Below are 20,181 nucleotides of genomic sequence, written 5' to 3' on the forward strand. Positions count from 1 at the left end.
TCTCAAGGGGCTTTCTCTTTCCCTATTGCTGCTCCCGCAAAATTGCTGGAATGTCCTCAGCTGGCAGCGGCAAGTAGACCAGATACCCCTGAATTTCGTGACACTGATGCTCTTGCAGCCACTGTCTTTGGAATTCAGTTTCGACACCTTCAGCCAATACTCGAAGTTCTAACTTATGGCCTAAGTCAATAATTGCGGACACAATCGTCTGAATTGCTTGGTCCACCTCTAAAGCTTGAATTAAAGAAGCATCAATTTTCAAACGATTCAGACCTTTATTCTGAAGAGAGGCAAGGGTTGAATCAGAGCAGCCAAAGTCATCAACTGTCATCTTCAGGCCAAGATTCTTGAGCTGAATTAGACCTTGTTTGAGCCCAGAATCCGGATCCGCAAGAATCGCTTCATTCAACTCTAGTTCAAGATATTGAGGACGTAGGGTAGTTTCATTCAGAATCTCAAAAATTTGAGGACAGAATTCTTGTATCTGAAAGCCGGAGAAATTAATCCCAATAGGCACTGATTTTAAGCCTTGGGCTTGCCAGACTGCATTTTGTGTACAAGCTGTTTTGAGAACCCACTGCTGAATTTCTTCCATTAGACCGATTTCAATCGCAATCGGCAGAAAACTTTTGGGGGTCAGTAGGCCTAGGTGGGGGTGATGCCAACGCAGCAAAGCCTCGAGCCCAATGATGCTGTCGTCTTGGAGGCTAATTTGGGGTTGATAGAAAAGTTCGAACTGCTGATTAGCGATCGCCGATCGAAGGCCTGATTCAATCTCCAAGCGTTCTTGTAAGCGCTGGCCAATAGTGGCGGTAAAGAAGCTAAAGGCATCTCGCCCACCTTCTTTGATGCTGTACATTGCTGTGTCAGCTTTCTTGATCAAGATTTCCAGATCATCGCCATCGACAGGGAAGAGACTAATACCAAGACTGGTTGTGAGTTGAATTGAGCGATCGCCGATCGCGATCGGTGGCGTAATTTGTTGCTGCAGCTTTTGGGCCAGTGTGGCGGCCCCCTGTGCATCAGTGTTGGGGAGAATGACGACAAACTCATCGCCGCTCAAGCGAGCGATGAGATCACTCTGTCGTACTGATTGTCTGATTCGTTGAGCAACCTCTACTAAAACGCGATCGCCTACTTCGTGGCCGAAATTATCATTAATATCCTTGAAGCGATCGAGGTCAATAAAAATAACTGCCAGCATCTCTTGACTTCTTTTTGCCAGCAACAGCAACTCTTGTCCTTGTTCTTGTAACAAGAAACGGTTTGCCAGACCAGTCAAGAAGTCGTAGCAAGCCTGGCGCTCTAGCGCCTTTTCGTTATCTCGGCGATCAGTAATATCAATCCCAAAGGAGATGAAGCCAACACATTCATTGTTTTTGAAAATTTTGCTGTTGCGCCAGACAATATAGCGTTCCTTGCCAGACTTAGTAATAATTGGATTTTCAAAATTGTGAGGGATTTCTTCAGAGCTACAGTTCTTAAACTGCTCCCAGACATGCGGATAGCGATCGCGGGGGACAATAGATTCAAACCAGTCTTTTCCGAGGATTTCTGACCTTTGGTAGCCAGTGACTTCCTCAGCGGTTGGGTTCAACTCAAGAATGCACCCATTTAAATCGAGGAGAAGGACAATGGCATTCGCTGTTTGAATAAGATTTTCTGCAAAATCCCTAGCGTCTTCTAGCTCTTTTTGGGTTTTATCAAGGGCTTCGATTTCATCAATTAAATAATTTGTTTGCTCATTGATAGTGGCTTGTAAGTGATCACGCTGACGCCTTAGCTCAGCATATTGCAGCGCAACGATATGAACCGCCAAGCTGATACTAAACATCAGCAAGATGACTGCTAGATAGGGATTATCTGGTGCTAAACGAATGAAAGGCCCTAGCCCCCGGCGAGTAGCAAGGAGTGAAATAACTGAGAGTAATGTGGCGCCAATGGCACTCCCGAGCAAACCGACTCGTAAGGCCAAACCTAGTAGAGCAAGCAGTGAGATGCCTAGCAGAACGGGATAGAGAACAAAAGTTAAGGTCAGCACTATCACTAGGGAGAGAACACCCAGCCCCAGCCACAGAAACTTGCTTTGGTTTATCGTTTTACTTTGCCGCCAAGCATCATACAGAGGCAAAACCAAGAAAATTCCTAGAGAGTCTCCCATCCAAATGGTGATCAAACTCTCAGGAACTTCCTGCCAAGGTAAGAAGCCACCAAAAGCTTGATTGGCAACAAGTAACGGTAGAGTCAATGCAGTTGGCAAAAGACAGACCCAAGCTACCAATTGCCCAAGCTGATGAATTTTTTGAATCGGCTCTCCCAAAAATCGCCGCCATAGGGTGTAGGCAATCGCCGCCTGACTGGCATTAATTGGTGCAGCCAGAAAGCTATGAAGTAGCTCGGTTCCTCAGTCCAAGCGCCCCAACTGTGTAAAGTCTTGTAAATTAATCAGCAAAGCAGCGAGCCAAATTGCCGGGATGGCTCGATAGCCCATGGTGATGCAGGCTGCTAAACCAATACCTGCTGGCAGCCAAACGACCGTGAGGTTACTGGGGGGCAGAGAACCATAGGCAATTCCCAAGCGGGCAAAGCCCCAAAACAAGAGGAAAGTGACAAGACTACCTAGCCTGAAGCGCCGAGAATGCAAGCGCAGGCTCGTGGGAGCGGTCAATCCCATAAAGGAGGCCAGGGACATTGGGTTTCTTGATTAACTCTTGAGCAATGAACAGCAAACGACCAATTTTTCCCATGGGGCTCATTGGAATTTTATGATTTTGTCCTTAGCCTGCAGACAACGCAAGATTCTAGTGAAAATTATCAATAAATTGTGTACCCAGCGCTGAGGATTAAACTCGCGCCCCTAGTATGCATATCTCTAGAGTAAAGCTTATGCCTGTAATGAATCCTTTTCGGGTGACAGATACCTCAATTAGCAACCTCAACTAAGGGCTCACTATACAGGAATATTTAATTAAGTCTTTAGGATGTCGTAGTAAGGTGGATGCTTATGCTCTTGCGTTAGTGATCGGATAGGCTTACACAGCACTCAATGATTCCCTACTTTCAGAAATAGGAGACTCAAATATTGAGTTTAATGGGGTCAACAAATTTCCAACTCCGATGAGCTTAAGCAGAACTGGCAACCTCGGAAAGTTCTAGCCAGCGTTCGGTACCCACTTCAATCCGTGTCTCTAGCTCAGCAAGTTGCTCCGAAAGTGTCTGAAGTTGGCTAAAACTCCCTGAGTTGTCTTGGTAGAGCTTGGCTTCTATTTCTGCTTTTTCTGCTTCCCAAACAGGAATTTGCAGTTCTAGTTGCTCTAGTTCTCTTTTCTCTTTGAAGGAAAGTCGGCGCTGCTGCGATCGCGACGTTTGACTCGCCGATCGCTCACCATTCGATTTAGGAGCCTTTGTCGGCTCAGCTTCTATCACTGCCGCCTGTTTCTGTTGATACTCAAGATAGACCGCATAATTGCCAGGGTAGTGGCGTAGTTCACCTGTTGGTTCAAAAGCCAAGATTGAATCAACTGTGCGATCGAGGAAGTAGCGATCGTGGGAAATAATAATGACTGTCCCCCGGAAAATCCTCAAGATAATCTTCTAAGACAGCTAGAGTTTGGATATCGAGATCATTCGTGGGTTCATCCAAAATCAGCACATTTGGCGCTGTCATTAGGATCCGTAACAAATAGAGCCGCCGCCGCTCTCCTCCTGATAGGGAAGCGATCGGAGCGTATTGTTGTGCTGGTGGAAATAGAAAACGTTCTAAAAGCTGACTGGCACTGAGCTTTTCACCATTCCCAAGTGGGAGATACTCTCCTTCTTCCCGCAGATAGTCAATGGGGCGCTGTTGTTTTTGGGCAGCTAACTCTAGTCCCTCTGCTTGCTGATCAACATAGCCAAAACAGACAGTACTCCCCTGAACAACCTTACCTTGATCAGGAGAGAGTTGCCCAGTCATTAAGTTGAGTAAGGTCGACTTACCCACCCCATTTGGGCCAATAATTCCTAATCGCTCTTCAGGGCTAACTTCGTAGGAAAAGTCCTGAATCAGTTGGCGATCGCCAAAGCTTTTACTGACATTTTCCAATCTCACAACCGTCTTGCCAAGCCGTTGGCTTGCAGCTGCAATTTCAACTCGACCCGCAGCCCCACGAACCTCCTGCGATCGCATTTCTTCAATGCGTTGAATCCGAGCCTTTTGCTTCGTACTCCGTGCCTTGGGTCCGCGCTGCAACCAAGCTAACTCTCGTCGTAAAACCCCTTGGAACTTGTGGGCACTACTCGCTGCAGAGGCTTCTTGCTCAGCTTTCTTCTGCAAGTAGTATGCGTAATTTCCGTCATAGGCCGACAGCTCGCCCCGATCGAGATCCAAGATGCGATTGGTGACGCGATCGAGGAAGTAGCGATCGTGGGTAATCAGAACAAGGGCACCCCGAAACTTGCTCAGAAAAGACTGCAGCCACTCCACCGAATCTGCATCGAGGTGGTTAGTCGGTTCATCCAGCAACAGCAACTCTGGATCCGCAAGCAGAGCGGAAGCAAGTCCCAAACGCTTACGATAGCCCCCCGAGAGATCGCCAACTCGTTGCTGAAAGTTGTGAATGCCGAGGCGACTGAGGACAATTTTGGCTTGAGTTTCCAGTCCCCAAGCATCCTGAGCATCCAATTGCTGACTGAGGCTGGTCAGCCGCGCCATCAAAGCTTCTGCTGCTTCCCCCTCAGCCGTCGCTAACTGCTCAGAAATGGCTTCGTAGTCACGCACAAGCTGCAGTTGCTCACCCGCATCAGCAAAGACTTGTTCCAGCACAGTGCGCTCAGGGTCGAGTTGAGGATCTTGAGGCACGTAAACGGAGCGAAGGCCTGACTGCCGCTGAATATCGCCGCTATCAGCTGTTTCTAAACCTGCCAAAATGCGCAAGAGCGTCGATTTGCCAGAACCATTCCGGCCAATCAAGCCGATCCGATCGCGATCGCCCACACTGAAGCTCGCTGACTGTAGCAAGACTTTGAGACCGTAGTCTTTGCTGACGTTGCGCAGCGTCATCAGCGCCATAGGAACTCCCGGACCGGATTGCTCTTTTCAGTCTCGCAGCTCGAGGCTGTCTACGTCGCAGTTCGGCTCTGGAAGACCGTCTTAGCTGGCGGTTAGAGGCGGCTCATCCGCGATCTGGCTTTGGCGAAACTGTTGGAAAGCCGCGATCGCAGTCGGCAACGTCGGATAAAAGTGCTCGCCCCCAATCTGCTCGACTAACCCCACGCGATCGAGTTCAGCAATTAGTTCCTGCTTGGCACGAGCGATCGTCAGGGTGACACCGCGTTGCTGGAGTTCCCGCAACAGCTCTAGCAGTTTTTCCGCTGCCGTAACATCCAAATTAATAATTGCCTCTGCATTCAGCAGCAGCCATTGGACAGGTTGTGGTGCCGTTGCGATTGCCAGCAGCACCCGCCGCTTAAAGTCCTCTGCATTGGCAAAGCAAAGCTGAGCGTCATAACGAAAAATCACCAAACCCGGAAAGGTTTGCGCTTGGGGCCAATCTTCAATGTCATGCAAACCAGCCATGCCTGGAATTTCACCCAAAATCGCAGCATGGGGACGCGCAACTCGGGCAAACAAATCAATTACCGAGAGACTAACAGCCACACCAACACCAATCAGCATATTAGTGCCCAGCACACCCGCAGCAGTAATCAGTGCTAGCCAAAACTCGCTAGGACGATAGCGGCGCAGACGATAGAACTCGCGCAGGTCAATCAGTTTGGTGGCGGCATAGATCACGATCGCTCCCAGAGCTGCTTGGGGAAACATCGCCAGTACTGGTCGAAAGAACCAGAGCACTAGCAAGACCGTGCCCAAGCTGACCAGAGAGAACAGTTGGGTACGACTGCCGAGCGCATCGCCAATCACTGTGCGGCTCGTGCTGCCACTAATTGGGAAACACTGAAAAAAACTGTTGCCGACGTTGGCGATACCCAGCGCTAATAATTCTTGATTGGCATCGATCTCGTAGCGATGACGGACTGCAAAAGCTCGCGCCGTCAGAATATTGTCCGAGTAGCCCACTAGCGCTACTCCGATCGCAGATGCTGTCAAGGTGGGCCATTGTTGCCAAGGCAGCGTTGGCCATTGCCACCGGGGCAGGCCGGCTGGAATTGTTCCGATGACTTGCACCCCCTGTTGATCGAGCTGAAAGAGGGCGACAAACAACGTCGCGAGCAACACAGCTAAAAGTGGACCTGGAGCTGTCCGAAACTTTTTCTGAACTCCAAACAGAAACAACAGGACAAGAATGGAGACCCCAACTGTGGGCCAATGGCATTGTCCGAGCCCAGCAAAAAACTGTTGAAACTCCTCAAGTGGCTTTGTCGCCGTAATTGGAATGCCACTGGTTTTTCCCAGCTGCCCTGAAATCATGACCAGACCAATCCCTGCCATGTAGCCAATCAGAATTGGTTTGGAGAGTAAGTCGGCCAGAAACCCCAATCGGAGGCTGTAGGCAACCAGAAAGACAATGCCAACTAGCAACGCCATCACTGCGGCCAACAGAGAATAGCTGAGATCAGTTTGCGCAGCGACCGGTGCGATCGCCACCGCCGTCATGATCGCTGTGGAGGATTCGGGGCCGACCGACAGCTGTGGTGAGGAGCCGAAAAAGGTGTAAAGAAACAACGGGATCAAAATCGCCCACAATCCAACGATCGCCGGTAATCCTGCTAGCTGACCGTAGGCCATGCACTGGGGAATGAGATAAGCGGCAACCGTAACTCCAGCCAGCACATCTCCCCGTAACCAAGCCCGACGGTAGTGCAGTAGCGATCGCAGCCCCGGCAGCCAGCGCAGTTGAGATTGTCCCAACAGCATCCCCTCTTCTTAGGTTTCAGTGAGCAGTGGGCGATCGCAGCACTAGGACTTGAGGATCCGAGGTAGCATCACCTGCTCAACAAAGTTGGTATAGAGTTCCCCGCGCAGGAACTCAGGCATCTGCAACATCAGCTGATGGAAACTAAGGGTCGTCGGCAAGCCGGTGATGGCGCATTCCCGCAGAGCACGCTGCATCCGCGCGATCGCCTCTTCCCGTGTTGCACCCCAGACAATCAATTTGCCAATCAGCGAATCGTAATAGGGCGGAATTTCGTAGTCGGTATAAACATGGGAATCGACACGAACGCCGGGGCCGCCGGGCGGTAAATAGCCTGTAATGCGGCCAGGATTCGGCCGGAAATTGTATTCCGGATCTTCCGCATTGATACGGCATTCGATCGCATGGCCGCGCAGTTGAATATCGGCTTGCCGGAAGCGCAGCGCTTCGCCTTGGGCAATCCGAATCTGCTCCGCAATCAAGTCCAGTCCCGTAATCATTTCTGTGACTGGATGCTCGACTTGGATGCGGGTATTCATCTCCATGAAGTAGAAGTTGCCGGTCGCATCGACCAGAAACTCCACGGTGCCGGCACCGATGTAGCCGATCGCTTGAGCGACTTTGACGGCGGCATCGCCCATTTTCTGCCGCAGGTCTGCCGATAGCGCCGGACTGGGGGCTTCTTCGAGCAGCTTTTGGTGACGACGTTGAATGGAGCAATCGCGCTCGCCTAGATGCACTACATTGCCGTAGGCATCGGCCAAGATCTGAAATTCAACGTGGCGTGGGCGATCGATAAATTTTTCGAGATACAGTCCTGGATTCCCAAAAGCTGCCTCGGCTTCTCCTTGGGCAGCAAGGAACAGTTTTTCCAGATCTGCAGGCTCACGCACCAGCCGCATACCGCGACCACCGCCCCCCGCCGTCGCTTTGATCATGACGGGATAGCCGATCTCGGCAGCAACTTTGGCAGCCGAATCAACATCCGTCAGCAGACCGTCACTGCCCGGAATCGTCGGAACGCCGACCCGCTGCATTGTTTCCTTAGCGGTGGATTTATCGCCCATGGCTCGAATCGAATCGGGGCTGGGGCCAATAAAGGTGAGATGGTGATCGGCGCAGATTTCTGCAAAGCGGGCATTCTCCGCCAAGAAGCCATAGCCGGGGTGAATGGCGCTGGCATTACGGGTCAGGGCCGCCGCAATGATGTTGGGGATATTGAGATAGCTTTTGCTGCTGGCCGCTTCGCCAATACAGACCGCTTCGTCCGCTAACTGCACATGGAGCGCGTTGCGATCCACAGTGGAGTGAACGGCGATCGTGCCGATCCCGAGTTCTTCACAAGTGCGGAGAATGCGCAGGGCGATTTCGCCGCGATTGGCGATCAGGATCTTGTTGAAACGCATAGGAGCAGCGGCAGCCAGGAATTACTAGCGGCAGCAGAACGGCGGCTAAACCGTTTTGAGCAACCGAATCCTATCATGCAGCCTCAGTGACCCTCTTGCCGAGTCCGCCGATCGCTCGTTATAGTACTTAAGCGCTTTTGAACAAGTGCAACCACGCGGATGTGGTGGAATTGGTAGACACGCACGTTTGAGGGGCGTGTGGCTTACGCCATGCGAGTTCAAGTCTCGCCATCCGCATTCATAAAGCCGAAAAGCAGGAGAGCAAAACGCTAGCCTGCTTTTTTGGTTTGATGGTGGGGCCAAGAGGATGCGTATGGATATTTTGATTCTGTCCAACGGCCCAGGGGAAGTTGCCACTTGGGTACGCCCTGTGGTTAAGGCTCTACGACAACAGTTGGGTGACAATCGCGATCGCCTGCGTCTCTCCCTAGTCCTTGCACCCTGCAGTAATGGCACCGGTCAGGAAGCGGCGGCGGCAGCTCGCTATCCTGAGCTCGATCGCATCCAAGCCGTTGAGCATTTCTGGCCATTCCTCCTCTGGGGCAAAACTGCGGATAACTGGGACTGGCGATCGCAGGGCTTGGTGATCTTCCTTGGCGGCGATCAGTTTTTTGCCCTCTGGATTGCCCGACGCTTGGGCTACCGCTGCTTGATCTACGCGGAATGGGAAGCCCGCTGGACTGGCTGGGCTGATGCCTTTGCGGTAATGACGCCCCAGGTGATTGAGAAAGCACCGCAGAAAGACCGTCACAAGTTTCAGTTGGTTGGCGATTTAATGGCGGAGGTCTCAGCGCAGGCTGGATCTGAATCCACACGATCGCGGGTGGGTCTTCTGCCCGGATCCAAAGCAGCTAAATTGCAGATCGGCTTGCCCTTCATGCTGGCGGCGGCTGAAGCGATCGCGGCTCAGCAACCAGAGATGGAGTTTATTCTGCCACTCGCACCGACCGTGCAACCGCAGCAGATCGCTCGCTATGCGGATGCGGATCAAAATCCCGTCATTGCAATGTTTCGGGGTAGTTCCGCCCGTTTAGAAGAGCAACCCACAGGTTGGGTGCTGACGACCGAAAAAGGGCTAACCGTAAGGTTGATCACGGAATTTCCAGCCTATGTCGAGTTGGCCCAGTGCCAGATCTGCCTGACCACGATCGGCGCGAATACAGCAGAATTAGGCGCGCTGGCGGTGCCGATGTTGGTGCTGCTGCCAACCCAAAAACGGGATGCGATGAAAGCCTGGGACGGCTTGCCGGGCTTGCTGGTCAAGGTGCCACTGTTGGGCAATGCGATCGCTAGCCTGATTAATACCTTGGCGCTGCGCAAAGTGGGTCTGCTGGCTTGGCCGAATATTTGGGCGAAGCGGGCGATCGTGCCCGAGTTGATCGGCGAATACTATCCCGAGGATATTGCCGCGATCGCTCTCGACTATCTCCAGAACCCAGAGAAACTGTCGGCCATGCAAGCGGAACTCAGAGCGGTTCGCGGTGAGGCCGGTGCGGCCCAAAAACTAGCGGCGATCGCGGCTCAATTGCTAACTCCTGCAGCGCAATAAGTGCCTGTAGGCGGTATTTATCAGCATCAGTTGGATAGCTGAGTGATCACAGCTCATCATCGCTGCCGCTTGACAGCCGCCGGATATGCAGCACATCGCTCATCTGGCGGATTTGAGAAAACGTCCGTCCCAGCTGATCTGCACTAGCAAGATCGATACAGAGATCGATAATCGCTGGCTTGCCTGGGGTCGTTTTCACTTGCGCATTGCGGACGTTGATGTTGTTATCGCTGAGGCGGGTCAGGATATCGCGTAAAACGCCAACGCGATCGAGCACGGTGATCTGAACATTGACCGGATAGGTCTGTGGCCGAGGTGCTTTGACTTCGTCCGGATTCCAGCACACCGGAATTAAGCGATCGCCCGCAATCCCTTCCACGTTTGGGCAGCTCTGGCGATGGACTGCAATGCCATGGTTACCCCGCGAAACTACTGCCAGAATTGATTCGCCAGGCAGAGGATTACAACAGCCCGCCAACCGATACACCAGCCCTTCAACACCAATAATCGGCGATCGGCTAACCGGGCGCTGGGCATCGTGGCGCTGGGTGGCTTGGCTGAGCGTCGCAGCTAGATCCGCATCCGAGAGCGCTGTGTCTGTGCCTTCCAGCAGTGCCGGTTGCTGCGATCGCACAGCATCACGGATGCGATTGACCACCAAAGTAATGGTCATTTCGCCGTAGCCGATCGCCGCCAGCAGGTCATCGGGACTGGGGTAGTTGCAGCGCTCCGCAACCTTTTGCATCGGCTCCGATTTCAGCAGCGCTTCAAAGCCGGGCTTGCCCAGCTCTTTCTCCAGCATTTCGCGGCCGCGTGCAATGTTTTCATCGCGATGGCTACGTTTATACCACTGACGAATCCGGTTTTTGGCCGCTGAAGTAACAACAAAATTGAGCCAGTCCAAACTAGGACGAGCATTTTTTTGGGTCAGAATCTCGACGATATCGCCGTTATTGAGGCGAGTCTCCAGCGGTACTATCCGGCCATTAACCTTTGCACCTGCACAACGGTTCCCCACTTCGGTGTGAATGCGATAGGCAAAGTCAACCGGTGTCGATCGCTGGGCTAAGGCAATCACATCGCCGCCGGGAGTGAAGACGTAAACATCCTCATCAAACAGGTTGTCTTTAATATTCTCCAGATACTCCTTGGCATCTTTGAGATCGTGTTGCCATTCCAGCAACTGACGCAGCCAAGTAAACTTCTCGTCTTCGGTCGAAAATTTCCCAGCTGAGCCGCCGCTTTCCTTGTATTTCCAGTGGGCAGCGATCCCGTATTCAGCAATTCGGTGCATTTCCAGCGTCCGAATTTGAATTTCTAGGGGACGACCTGAAAGGCCAATCACCGTCGTGTGAAGGGATTGATAGCGATTGGGCTTAGGCAGACCGATATAGTCTTTAAAGCGACCTGGAATCGGTCGAAAGGCATCGTGAACAACAGCAAGTGCTCGATAGCATTCATCATTGCTATTGACGATAATCCGCAGCGCTGCTACATCAAAAATTTCGTGGAACTCCTTCTGCTGCATCTGCATCTTGCGATAGATGCTGTAGAGGTGCTTGGGACGACCGCTGACATCAACGGGCTCAATTCCAATTTGTGATAAGCGATCGCGCAGAATCTGTACCGATTGCTCTAGCCGCGCCTCACGATCGGCTCGTTTTTCAGCGACGTGGCCTTGGATTGAGCGATATTGCTCTGCATCCAAATATTTGAATGAGAGATCTTCCAGCTCCCACTTAACACGACCAATGCCCAATCGATTGGCCAGCGGCGCAAAGATATCCATCGTTTCTTTAGCGATCCGCTTCTGCTTTGTGGAGGCAAGATGCTCCAACGTCCGCATGTTGTGGAGGCGATCGGCCAATTTGACTAAAATGACGCGGATGTCCTGGGCCATGGCCAAAAACATGCGCCGAAAATTCTCAGCCTGCTGTTCAGTTTTGCTCGAGAAGTTGAACTTCGAAAGCTTGGTCACGCCTTCAACGAGCTGACGAACTTCCGCACCAAAGCGCTCTTCAATCTCCTCGGGTGTGACTTCAGTGTCTTCGACAACATCGTGGAGAAAACCCGCACAGATCACTGCAGCACTGCCACCCAGATCGCGGAGCAGCCCAGCAACAGCTACAGGATGGGCAATGTAGGGCTCGCCCGAGGCGCGGTATTGCCCTTCATGTAGGGAATAGGCGAAGCGAAAAGCGCGGGCAATTAGACAGTGATCACTGCCGTCAGGCGACTCCTCACTCTGCTGTTCCTCGTGGCTGAGACTTTGCTCAAGCCAAGCCGGTAACTCAACAGCAAAGGTTGAAGGGAAATTGGCGGCTGGGGCAGCGACGTTCATGGCATCAGCGGAGAAAGGGACTGCCGGCAAACCGGCTGACGGCATCGAACGTGCGATCGCTCCCCTTTTGGCTGGTGCAACTGCAGCAGTTCATTGGGAAGCTCGGCAGTTGTGCACCGATCTTAACCGTTAATTTCCTGTGAGTCAGGGGGGTGACAGGAATGCTAGTGGACTGAATCGCAAGATTCTGGGTCTGAATCCAGTCATTCTTGGTGCAAACGGCAAACCTAGGTCTTGATTCCTGGTGGGAAAATGGCAAGCTAGCTGTGCGAAAGGCGATGGATGGAAATGATGCGCAAATCTGCAGTCGCGATCGCTGGCGTGTTAGCCGCACTGTCAGCTTCGACCGCTTGGGCCCAGTCCAGTATTCCACTGCCGACCGTGCCGGCTGGCGGTGGCTCGTCACTCAGCACAACCCCCTTGAAACCCTTGAGCGATCGGTTTGTGGTGCGGCTCCGCTACACAGGTCCTGGTCTGAGCTTGCAAAGCGCTCTACCAATTCAAGAGGTCATGACTGTTGACCAAAATGTCACGGATAGCAGGGGCCAGGTCATCCTACCGATCGGGACGCCAGTGCTCGGCCGCTTTGAAACTAATCAGCAGGGCAGTCGGTTTGTTGCACAAGCGCTTGTCCTCAATGGAGTCTCAGTACCGATCTATGCCATTTCAGAGGTCATCACCGGCCCGCCTACGGCTGATGGCGGTCGTGTTGCCAACAATGCAGGTGTAGGCGCAGCGGCAGGACTAGTGGTTGGAGGACCCGTGGGGTTAGTCGGGGGGGCTGCTGTCGGAGCTGCATCAGCCTTTGGGAGTGGCTTGCCGGCGACGAGTCTTCAACCCAATCAAGTGCTGGAAGTCTTGCTGACCAGTGCTTGGTAAGGGAACGTTAAGCTCGAATCAACGGCAGTCTGGACGTTGACCTGCCTAGAAGTGGAAACGGCTGCCCTGTCTGGCTGGAAGCGATCGCTGTTCAGGGCTGGCTAACCGTTTTGGTTTGACACTGTCGATTAGCCCCGATGTCTAGCGCCAGTTATGCCGCCATCCAGCCCTGTCATTCGACTTTTCCAAGGATTTTGTAATGACTACCGATCTGCTCGTGATTAGTGCCAGCAATGGCGAGAATCTCAAGCTGGCAAACCGTTTTGCAGAAACAGGTTCGGCCCAAGGATTAACAAGCACTGTTTTAGACCTAACGGCCGTTGATTTACCGCTTTACACCCCTCGGCAGCAGGCTAACCAAGGGTTCCCCAGTAATTTATCCAGCCTGAGCCAACAGCTGGATGCGGCTCCCCGTTGGGTGCTCTGCGTACCCGAGTACAACGGCTCGATCCCGCCGGTTCTCACCAGTGCGATCGCGTGGCTGTCGGTGCAGGGCAATGACTTTCGTCGCCTGTTTAATGGACGGCCAATCGCGATGGCGACCTACTCTGGCGGGGGTGGCCATACCGTCCTCACTGCCCTCCGGCTGCAGCTGGCTCACCTCGGCGCCCATGTGGTCGGTCGTCAGCTGGTCAGCAACTCTGGGAAACCGGCTCAGGACAGCAGTATCGAAGATTTGATTCTGCGGCTCCAAAATATTCCCTACCATCCCCTCGGGTAGTGGGGTGACTGGTTCACAGCTTGCAACAGCAGTCCAGAAGCGTGGGCTGGAGCCGCCGTAAGCTAAGAGCATGACTGCGATTGCCATGACTCCCTTAGCTCATTGGCTGGAGACGACTGCCTCCGCTGATTTAGGGCCTGCTCGCTACTGGTACGAGGCTGCTTGCCCGCGCACCCAACGCTGGCTACGGTTACCCCGTACGGTCCTAGCGGAACAGTTAGCAGTGCAGCTGATGCAACGGCTGGAGATCCAAGGGCTGCCGCTGTTGGAAGGCAAGATGTTTGGCCTGCTGATCGCTGCCAACGATCAGGGCGATCGTTTTGTCCTGCAAGCTTTCTCGGGATCGCTACAGGGTAAAGCCGAATGGCCGGGCTGGGTGCCGCCAATTCCGGGGCGGGAACGAACGCGGCTGCAGGAAGAATTGACGTTGCTGGAACTGCAGGAGATTCGGACTGCACTGCAAGACAATCAGCAGCACCCTATCCGTGCGGAACTCAAAACAGCGGAACAGGTCTGGCAAAATCGCCTAGACCAGCTCAAAGCGGAACAGCAGCAACGCCGGTTGCAACGGCAACAGGATCGCGAGCAGGCGATCGCCCAACTTACGGGCGAAGCACTAGCGCACCGTCTCTGGGAAATCGAACAAGCGGGGGCTGACGATGGATTTGCGCGATCGCGCCTCAAACAGGCTCGTCGACAGGAATTAGCAGCCTTGCAAGCTCAGGTGGCTGAACTGGAGGCTGAGTGGTTGCGACTGCGTCGCCGTCGGCGCGCCATTTCTCAAGCCTTGCAAACGGCCATGCATCAAAGCGCCACTTTGCGCAGTTTTGATGGTGTGGAACAGGCAATCGCCAGTTTAGGCCGTCTGCCCACGGGCACCGGTGATTGTTGCCTGCCGAAGCTCTTGCATTGGGCGGGGGTAGCGGGCCTGACCCCCCTTTCGATCGCGGAATTTTGGTGGGGCCCCCCGCTCAGCGATCGCCAAGCGGGGCAATTTTACGGGCCTTGCCGCGATCGCTGCCAGCCAATTTTGGGCCACCTTCTAGCTGGATTGCCACCCAGTTCAGATGAGCCGCTGGAACTGCCAATTCTTTATGAAGATGCGGATCTGTTAGCGATCATCAAACCAGCCGGACTGCTGTCGGTGCCCGGTACGAGGGGTTTGCAGCAGGCCAGTGCCATTCAGCTGTTACGCCAGCAGTTTCCAGATCTGCCGACCTACTGCGTGGTTCACCGTCTTGATCAAGCAACATCGGGCATTCTCTTAGTGGCTCGCAATCGCCCCACACAAGTGGCTTTGTTTGAACAATTTCGCCGCCGGCAAGTTCATAAAGTCTACGAGGCACTGTTGGAGGGTCAGCCCGATTGCACTGCAGGGACGATCGATTTACCTTTGCGGCCCGACTGGACGCGGCGACCCTATCAACTCGTCGATCGAGATCGCGGCCGTCCAGCGCTGACTTACTATCGCTGCATCGACCAAACAGGCGATCGCTGTCGCATGGAGCTGGAGCCTATTACTGGCCGCACGCATCAATTGCGAGTTCACATGGCGCATCCTGAGGGATTAGGGCAACCCATTCTCGGCGATGATCTCTACGGACAAAGCAGCGATCGCCTCTATTTACATGCGCGATCAATTCGCTTTCGGCACCCCAGCCAGCTCGACTGGATTCAGCTGACCACAGACACCCCTTTTTGATAGAAAATCAGGGCAATTAATGACTAAAACAAAGTCTAAAAAATCTGATTATTTCTGATTGCATTAATGATTCTGAGATTGGCTTCAGTACAAAACTTATCGTTATTTCTAACCAAAACTGAACGTCTGTCAGTATATAATCACTAGGCTAACGGTTCTAGCGGGGATCAGCTGCTAGAAGCAATGGGGAAAGTGCAGTGTAAGTCTGCCGCTGTCCCGCAACTGTAATGAGACTATTGGTCTCTGAGTCAGGACGCCCACCGTTATCCCGTCAAAACACTGTCTGCGAGGTACAGGCAAATGCAAGTTAAATCAGGGCGATCGCTCTCTTCACTACAACGAAAACTCCAGAAAGTTAGTCTTTTCAGTGCACCAGTTTTACTGCTTCTCTCGATAGCATCACCTGCTTTTGCTCATCATGCTATGGGCGGACAAACACCCACCAGTATTTTTGAAGGATTACTATCGGGATTAGCCCACCCTATCATCGGCGTTGATCACTTCGCATTTGTGATTGCTGTTGGTTTGCTGGCATCTGTAACTCGTCAAGGTTTTCTCAGTATTTTTGCCTTTGTGATCGCTGCTCTAATTGGGACAGGATTGCACCTCGCTAATCTCAATTTGCCTGGGGCTGAGCTGCTGATCTCTGGCTCAATTCTGATTTTTGGTTGCTTGCTGGCTCGCAAAAAAGCGTTGCCAGTTGCCGCGATTGCAGGGCTAGCCGCAATCGCGGGGCTTTTCCATGGCTATGCCTACGGTGAAGCGATTATTGGCGCTGGCATGCCGCCCCTGTTTGCCTATCTAGTTGGCTTTACCCTGACGCAACTCGTGATTGCTATTTCGGCTTGGGCAGTGGGATGTACCTTGATTCGGCAACAATCTGCAACCGAAAGCCTGACTGCACCTTTGAAAACAAGTGGTCTAGTGCTGGTTGGAATTGGTCTTGCCTTCCTAACTTCTGAGCTAATCAATCTGGTCTTGCCAGCAGTCGCTTAGGGGCATGCGATTGATCACAATGGATCCCTAAAGTCAGGGGAGAGAAATCTCCCCTTTTTCAATGCCTAGAGTCTGCGATCGTGCAATCCCTCGAGACTCAAAATAGTCCGAGCTAGATTGCTCCTAGCCTTAATTGTGACTGACCCTAGCCAACTCAAGCACTAAAGTATTTCGCAGCCGGATGGTAGGCAACGATTGCAGTGGTTGATTGTTCTGGATAGAGTTGTTCACTCTCATCCATACTCATGCCAATGCGATCGGCTTCTAGAAGCTCCAACTGAATCCGCGAATCAGCAACATTGGGGCAAGCAGGATAACCAAAGCTATAGCGACTGCCTTGATAACGTTGCGCCAAGATGTCGCGCAAACTTTCGGGTTCTAGTGAACCATAGCCCAATTCGCGCCGGATGCGAGCGTGAGTCCACTCGGCCAACGCTTCGGCAAGCTGCACTGCCAAACCATGGAAATAGAGATAGTCGCTATATTGATCGCCTGCAAACAGTTGGGCTGCAAATTCTGTTGCCTTATGGCCAACCGTGACTGCTTGCATCGGGAAGACATCCTGAATGCCAAGCTCTTCTGGTGCGAAGAAATCAGCAATACAGAGTCGCCGCAAACTCCGTTGACGGGGGAAATCGAAACGAGCGGTTGGGCGATCGCGATCGTTGGGGTCAAACAACTGCAGACTATTTCCAACTGCAACGCAAGGGAAATAGCCATATACGACCTGCGGTTCTAGCAGATCTTCTGCCAGAATTCGGGTCGTCCATTGCTGGAGAATCGGTTCTACTTTTTCCGCAATAAAAGCATCGTATTCTTCGCGACTTTGCTCTTTCGGCTTTCGGAATTGCCATTGACCTACAAACAGGGCTTGGCGATCGAGATAGCTAAAGACCTCGGCAAAGGGAATTTCGTCAGGACCGAGGATTTTTGATCCCCAGAACGGTGGTGTGGGGCGATCGATATCAACTGCAACGGCTTCCGATCGCTCTAAATCAATTACAACTTCTGCTACAGACTCTCTCGATTCTGTTGGCTCAGCCGCTTCAGAGGCGATCGCGGCGACCTGCAAAGGCTGTCCCTGCTCATCCAAGAAGCCCAATTGGTCATCCCATTGATCCTTGGACTTAGCCGCCATGAGCTGATCCATGAAATGAAGATCAGCGAAAGCATCTTTGCCATAGATAACTTGACCTTTGTAGGTCTGTTGGCAGTCTTCATAGACAAATTTGGGTGTTAGAGCCGCGCCTCCTAAAATGACTGGGACTGAAATACCCTCCTCATTGAAGGTAGCTAAGTTTTCCTTCATAAAAGCAGTAGACTTCACCAGTAGCCCGCTCATGGCAATACAGTCTGCGTTGCAGTCTCGATAGGCTTGAATGATGTTTTCTACCGGTTGCTTAATACCAATATTGACAACCTTATAGCCATTGTTCGTCAGAATAATATCGACTAAGTTTTTACCAATATCATGAACATCACCTTTGACTGTTGCAATTAGGAACGTGCCTTTGCCCGAGTCATTGGTTTCCTCTTTATCCATGAAGGGCTCAAGGTAAGCCACAGCAGACTTCATGGTTTCAGCCGATTGCAGCACAAAGGGTAACTGCATTTGGCCACTACCAAAGAGATCACCAACGACCTTCATGCCATCCAACAAGAAGGTATTGATAATTTCTAGCGGTGGATACTGCTCAAGTGCCGTCGCTAATGCTTGATCTAAGCCAATCCGTTCGCCGTCGATGATGTGTTGTTTTAGTCGTTCTTCTAATGGCAAATCAGCCAGCGAAGGCCCACTGGCCCGAGCTTCTTTGGCACTGACTCCTTCAAATAGGGTTGTCAGCTCTGTCAGGGGATCGTAGACGCAAATACCATTTTCAAAGCGCCGGCGATCGCCTATCAAATCACGACAGACTTGTAATGGCTTTTCATCAATCTTACTGAGCGGCAGAATCTTCGCGGCGCTGACGATCGCACCATCCATTCCTGCTTCGCAGGCATCGTGAAGGAAAACTGAATTGAGGACAATTCGTGCCGCTGGATTGAGACCAAAGCTGATGTTAGAAACGCCCAGCAAGATATGCACACCGGGCAAATTTTCCCGAATCAAACGAATGGATTCGATCGTCTCGCGACCATTACCGCGATCTTCTTCAATCCCTGTCGAGATTGGTAAAGCGAGCGGATCATAGAAGATTTCATGCGCCGGAATACCAAACTCTAGAGCATCTCGATAAGCCCGCTGGGCGATCGCAAACTTCTTCTCAGCCGTTCGCGCCATCCCTTCTTCATCAATCGTGCCGACGACAATCCCAGCCCCATACTGTTTGGCAAGTTCCAGCACTTTAAAGAAGCGCTCATCGCCATCCTCATAGTTAGTAGAGTTAAGAATGCATTTCCCGCCCGCCTTCTTTAGGCCAGCCTCCATTTTTTGCCACTCGGTCGAGTCGAGCATCAGCGGCAAATTAACGTTGGTAACCAACCGCGATACCAACTCGCCCATATCGCGCTCGCCATCGCGACCGACGTAATCGACGTTGACGTCAAGAACGTGCGCCCCTTCCTTGACTTGGCTGCGGGCGATCGCAACCAGTCCATCCCAATCCTCTTCGTTCAACAGTTCCCGTACTTTTTTAGAACCACTAGCGTTGAGTCGCTCACCAATGATCAGGAAAGAGTTGTCTTGAATGTAGGGCGTAGTGCCGTAGATCGAAGCCGCCGAAGGAACGTAGTTAAACGGTTGCCGTTGTTGATGGTCACGATCGCGGCGAACTGGACGATCTTTCGCTTGTAATTGCGTTGCAACTTCCGCCAATTGGGCGATGTGTTCTGGTTTTGTACCGCAGCAACCGCCAATCACTTGCACGCCTAAATCTTCGACAAAGCGATGCAGCGCCATCCGCAGCTCCATCGGTGTGAGGCGATAGTGCGCATGGCCGCCCACGTTCTCGGGAATGCCAGCGTTGGGAATGCAGCTGATCACGAACGGCGAATGTTCGCTCAGGTATTTGATGTGCTCCACCATGCGATCGGGGCCGGTGGCGCAGTTTAGCCCCAAGATATCGATCGGATAGGGTTCCAGAATCGCCAGCATTGCGGCTACATCCGAGCCAACCAGCATGGTGCCGGTCGTTTCCATCGTCACCGAGACCATCAACGGTCGGCGATCGCCCTTTTCCGAAAAGATTTCTGCAATCCCGTTCAGTGCCGCTTTAATTTGCAGCACGTCTTGACAGGTTTCAACAATAAAGAGATCAACGCCGCCTTCCCATAGACCTCGCGCCTGCTCAGCAAAAGAGGCTTTCATCTCGTCGTAGCCGATATGTCCCAAGGTCGGCAGCTTGGTCGTTGGCCCCATCGACCCAGCCACAAAGCGCGGTTTCTCTGGCGTCGAAAATTCCGCCGCGATCGCCTTAGCGAGCTTGGCCGCTTCCACATTCAGGGCGTAGGCGTGATCTTCCAGTCCATATTCCGCCAGAACAATCGTAGTTGCCCCAAAGGTGTCAGTCTCGATGACATCTGCGCCCGCTTCCAGAAACTGGCGATGTACCGTCGCGATTGCCTCTGGTTTGGTGCGAATCAGCCACTCATTACAGCCCTCGGTTTCCGGGCCCCCGAAATCCTCAGCGGTCAAATTCTGAAACTGCAACGTCGTTCCCATGCCGCCATCAAAAACCAGCACGGGCCGCTCAGGGCTATGCAGACGGTCGAGGAAGAGGCTTTGCATGGTCAG

General features: G+C 52.5%; 12 protein-coding genes, 1 tRNA gene, 1 pseudogene and 1 riboswitch. Of the genes and pseudogenes, 7 read left to right on the top strand and 7 right to left on the bottom strand.

All coding sequences use genetic code 11. The features are described from left to right. Positions 1-22 precede the first annotated feature (22 nt). From SYC_RS13345 to accC, 5 genes and pseudogenes are all read right to left on the bottom strand, one after another. Positions 23-2,248 carry a putative bifunctional diguanylate cyclase/phosphodiesterase gene (locus tag SYC_RS13345; protein ID WP_162010016.1) on the bottom strand — a complete coding sequence of 742 codons (2,226 nt, stop codon included), beginning with the start codon at positions 2,246-2,248 and terminating at the stop codon, positions 23-25. A 156-nt stretch (positions 2,249-2,404) separates the two neighbouring features. Continuing rightward, entirely contained in the window at positions 2,405-2,692 is a 288-nt protein-coding gene (locus tag SYC_RS00890; RefSeq protein ID WP_041676898.1) for a hypothetical protein, read from the bottom strand. Positions 2,693-3,123: 431 nt separating this feature from the next. Beyond that, positions 3,124-5,050: pseudogene (locus SYC_RS00895) on the bottom strand (ABC-F family ATP-binding cassette domain-containing protein). A gap of 81 nt (positions 5,051-5,131) precedes the next feature. Next, a complete protein-coding gene (locus tag SYC_RS00900) occupies positions 5,132-6,856 on the bottom strand; it encodes a solute carrier family 26 protein (protein WP_011242490.1) in 1,725 nt (574 codons plus the stop codon). Positions 6,857-6,898: 42 nt separating this feature from the next. Further along, positions 6,899-8,260, bottom strand: coding sequence for an acetyl-CoA carboxylase biotin carboxylase subunit (gene accC / locus SYC_RS00905; protein WP_011242491.1), 1,362 nt, complete (start codon positions 8,258-8,260; stop codon positions 6,899-6,901). A 155-nt stretch (positions 8,261-8,415) separates the two neighbouring features. On the opposite strand from accC, the gene SYC_RS00910 reads away from it, so the two are divergent. Together SYC_RS00910 and SYC_RS00915 are read left to right on the top strand one after the other, a co-directional pair. Further along, positions 8,416-8,497, top strand: a tRNA-Leu gene (locus SYC_RS00910). A gap of 76 nt (positions 8,498-8,573) precedes the next feature. Next, positions 8,574-9,809, top strand: coding sequence for a lipid-A-disaccharide synthase (locus tag SYC_RS00915; protein WP_231621304.1), 1,236 nt, complete (start codon positions 8,574-8,576; stop codon positions 9,807-9,809). A 46-nt stretch (positions 9,810-9,855) separates the two neighbouring features. Here SYC_RS00915 and SYC_RS00920 read toward each other — a convergent pair whose 3' ends face one another. Further along, positions 9,856-12,150, bottom strand: coding sequence for a RelA/SpoT family protein (locus SYC_RS00920; RefSeq protein ID WP_011242493.1), 2,295 nt, complete (start codon positions 12,148-12,150; stop codon positions 9,856-9,858). On the opposite strand from SYC_RS00920, the gene SYC_RS14125 reads away from it, so the two are divergent. The 5 genes from SYC_RS14125 to SYC_RS00940 all read left to right on the top strand — a co-directional run bounded on the left by SYC_RS14125 (position 12,149) and on the right by SYC_RS00940 (position 16,448). Further along, complete coding sequence (locus tag SYC_RS14125) at positions 12,149-12,283, top strand: hypothetical protein (RefSeq protein WP_265574996.1); 135 nt, start codon at positions 12,149-12,151, stop codon at positions 12,281-12,283. The genes SYC_RS00920 and SYC_RS14125 overlap by 2 nt on opposite strands. Before the next feature lie 158 nt (positions 12,284-12,441). Beyond that, positions 12,442-13,029 (top strand): hypothetical protein, encoded by a 588-nt coding sequence (locus SYC_RS00925; protein ID WP_126148055.1) that lies wholly within the window; start codon positions 12,442-12,444, stop codon positions 13,027-13,029. A gap of 199 nt (positions 13,030-13,228) precedes the next feature. After that, on the top strand, positions 13,229-13,750 hold the full coding sequence (locus SYC_RS00930; protein WP_011242495.1) for an NAD(P)H-dependent oxidoreductase: 522 nt from the start codon (positions 13,229-13,231) through the stop codon (positions 13,748-13,750). Positions 13,751-13,820: 70 nt separating this feature from the next. Next, positions 13,821-15,452, top strand: coding sequence for an RluA family pseudouridine synthase (locus SYC_RS00935; protein ID WP_011242496.1), 1,632 nt, complete (start codon positions 13,821-13,823; stop codon positions 15,450-15,452). A gap of 135 nt (positions 15,453-15,587) precedes the next feature. Beyond that, positions 15,588-15,732, top strand: a riboswitch (cobalamin riboswitch). 20 nt (positions 15,733-15,752) lie between these two features. Continuing rightward, positions 15,753-16,448: a HupE/UreJ family protein gene (locus SYC_RS00940; protein ID WP_011242497.1), complete on the top strand. Its 696-nt coding sequence runs from the start codon at positions 15,753-15,755 to the stop codon at positions 16,446-16,448. 154 nt (positions 16,449-16,602) lie between these two features. On the opposite strand, the gene metH is transcribed toward SYC_RS00940, so the two are convergent. After that, positions 16,603-20,175, bottom strand: a complete 3,573-nt coding sequence (gene metH, locus SYC_RS00945; RefSeq protein WP_011242498.1) for a methionine synthase — start codon at positions 20,173-20,175, stop codon at positions 16,603-16,605. Between the last annotated feature and the right edge of the window lie 6 nt (positions 20,176-20,181).

The organism is Synechococcus elongatus PCC 6301 (genome assembly GCF_000010065.1).
Lineage (GTDB): Bacteria > Cyanobacteriota > Cyanobacteriia > Synechococcales > Synechococcaceae > Synechococcus > Synechococcus elongatus.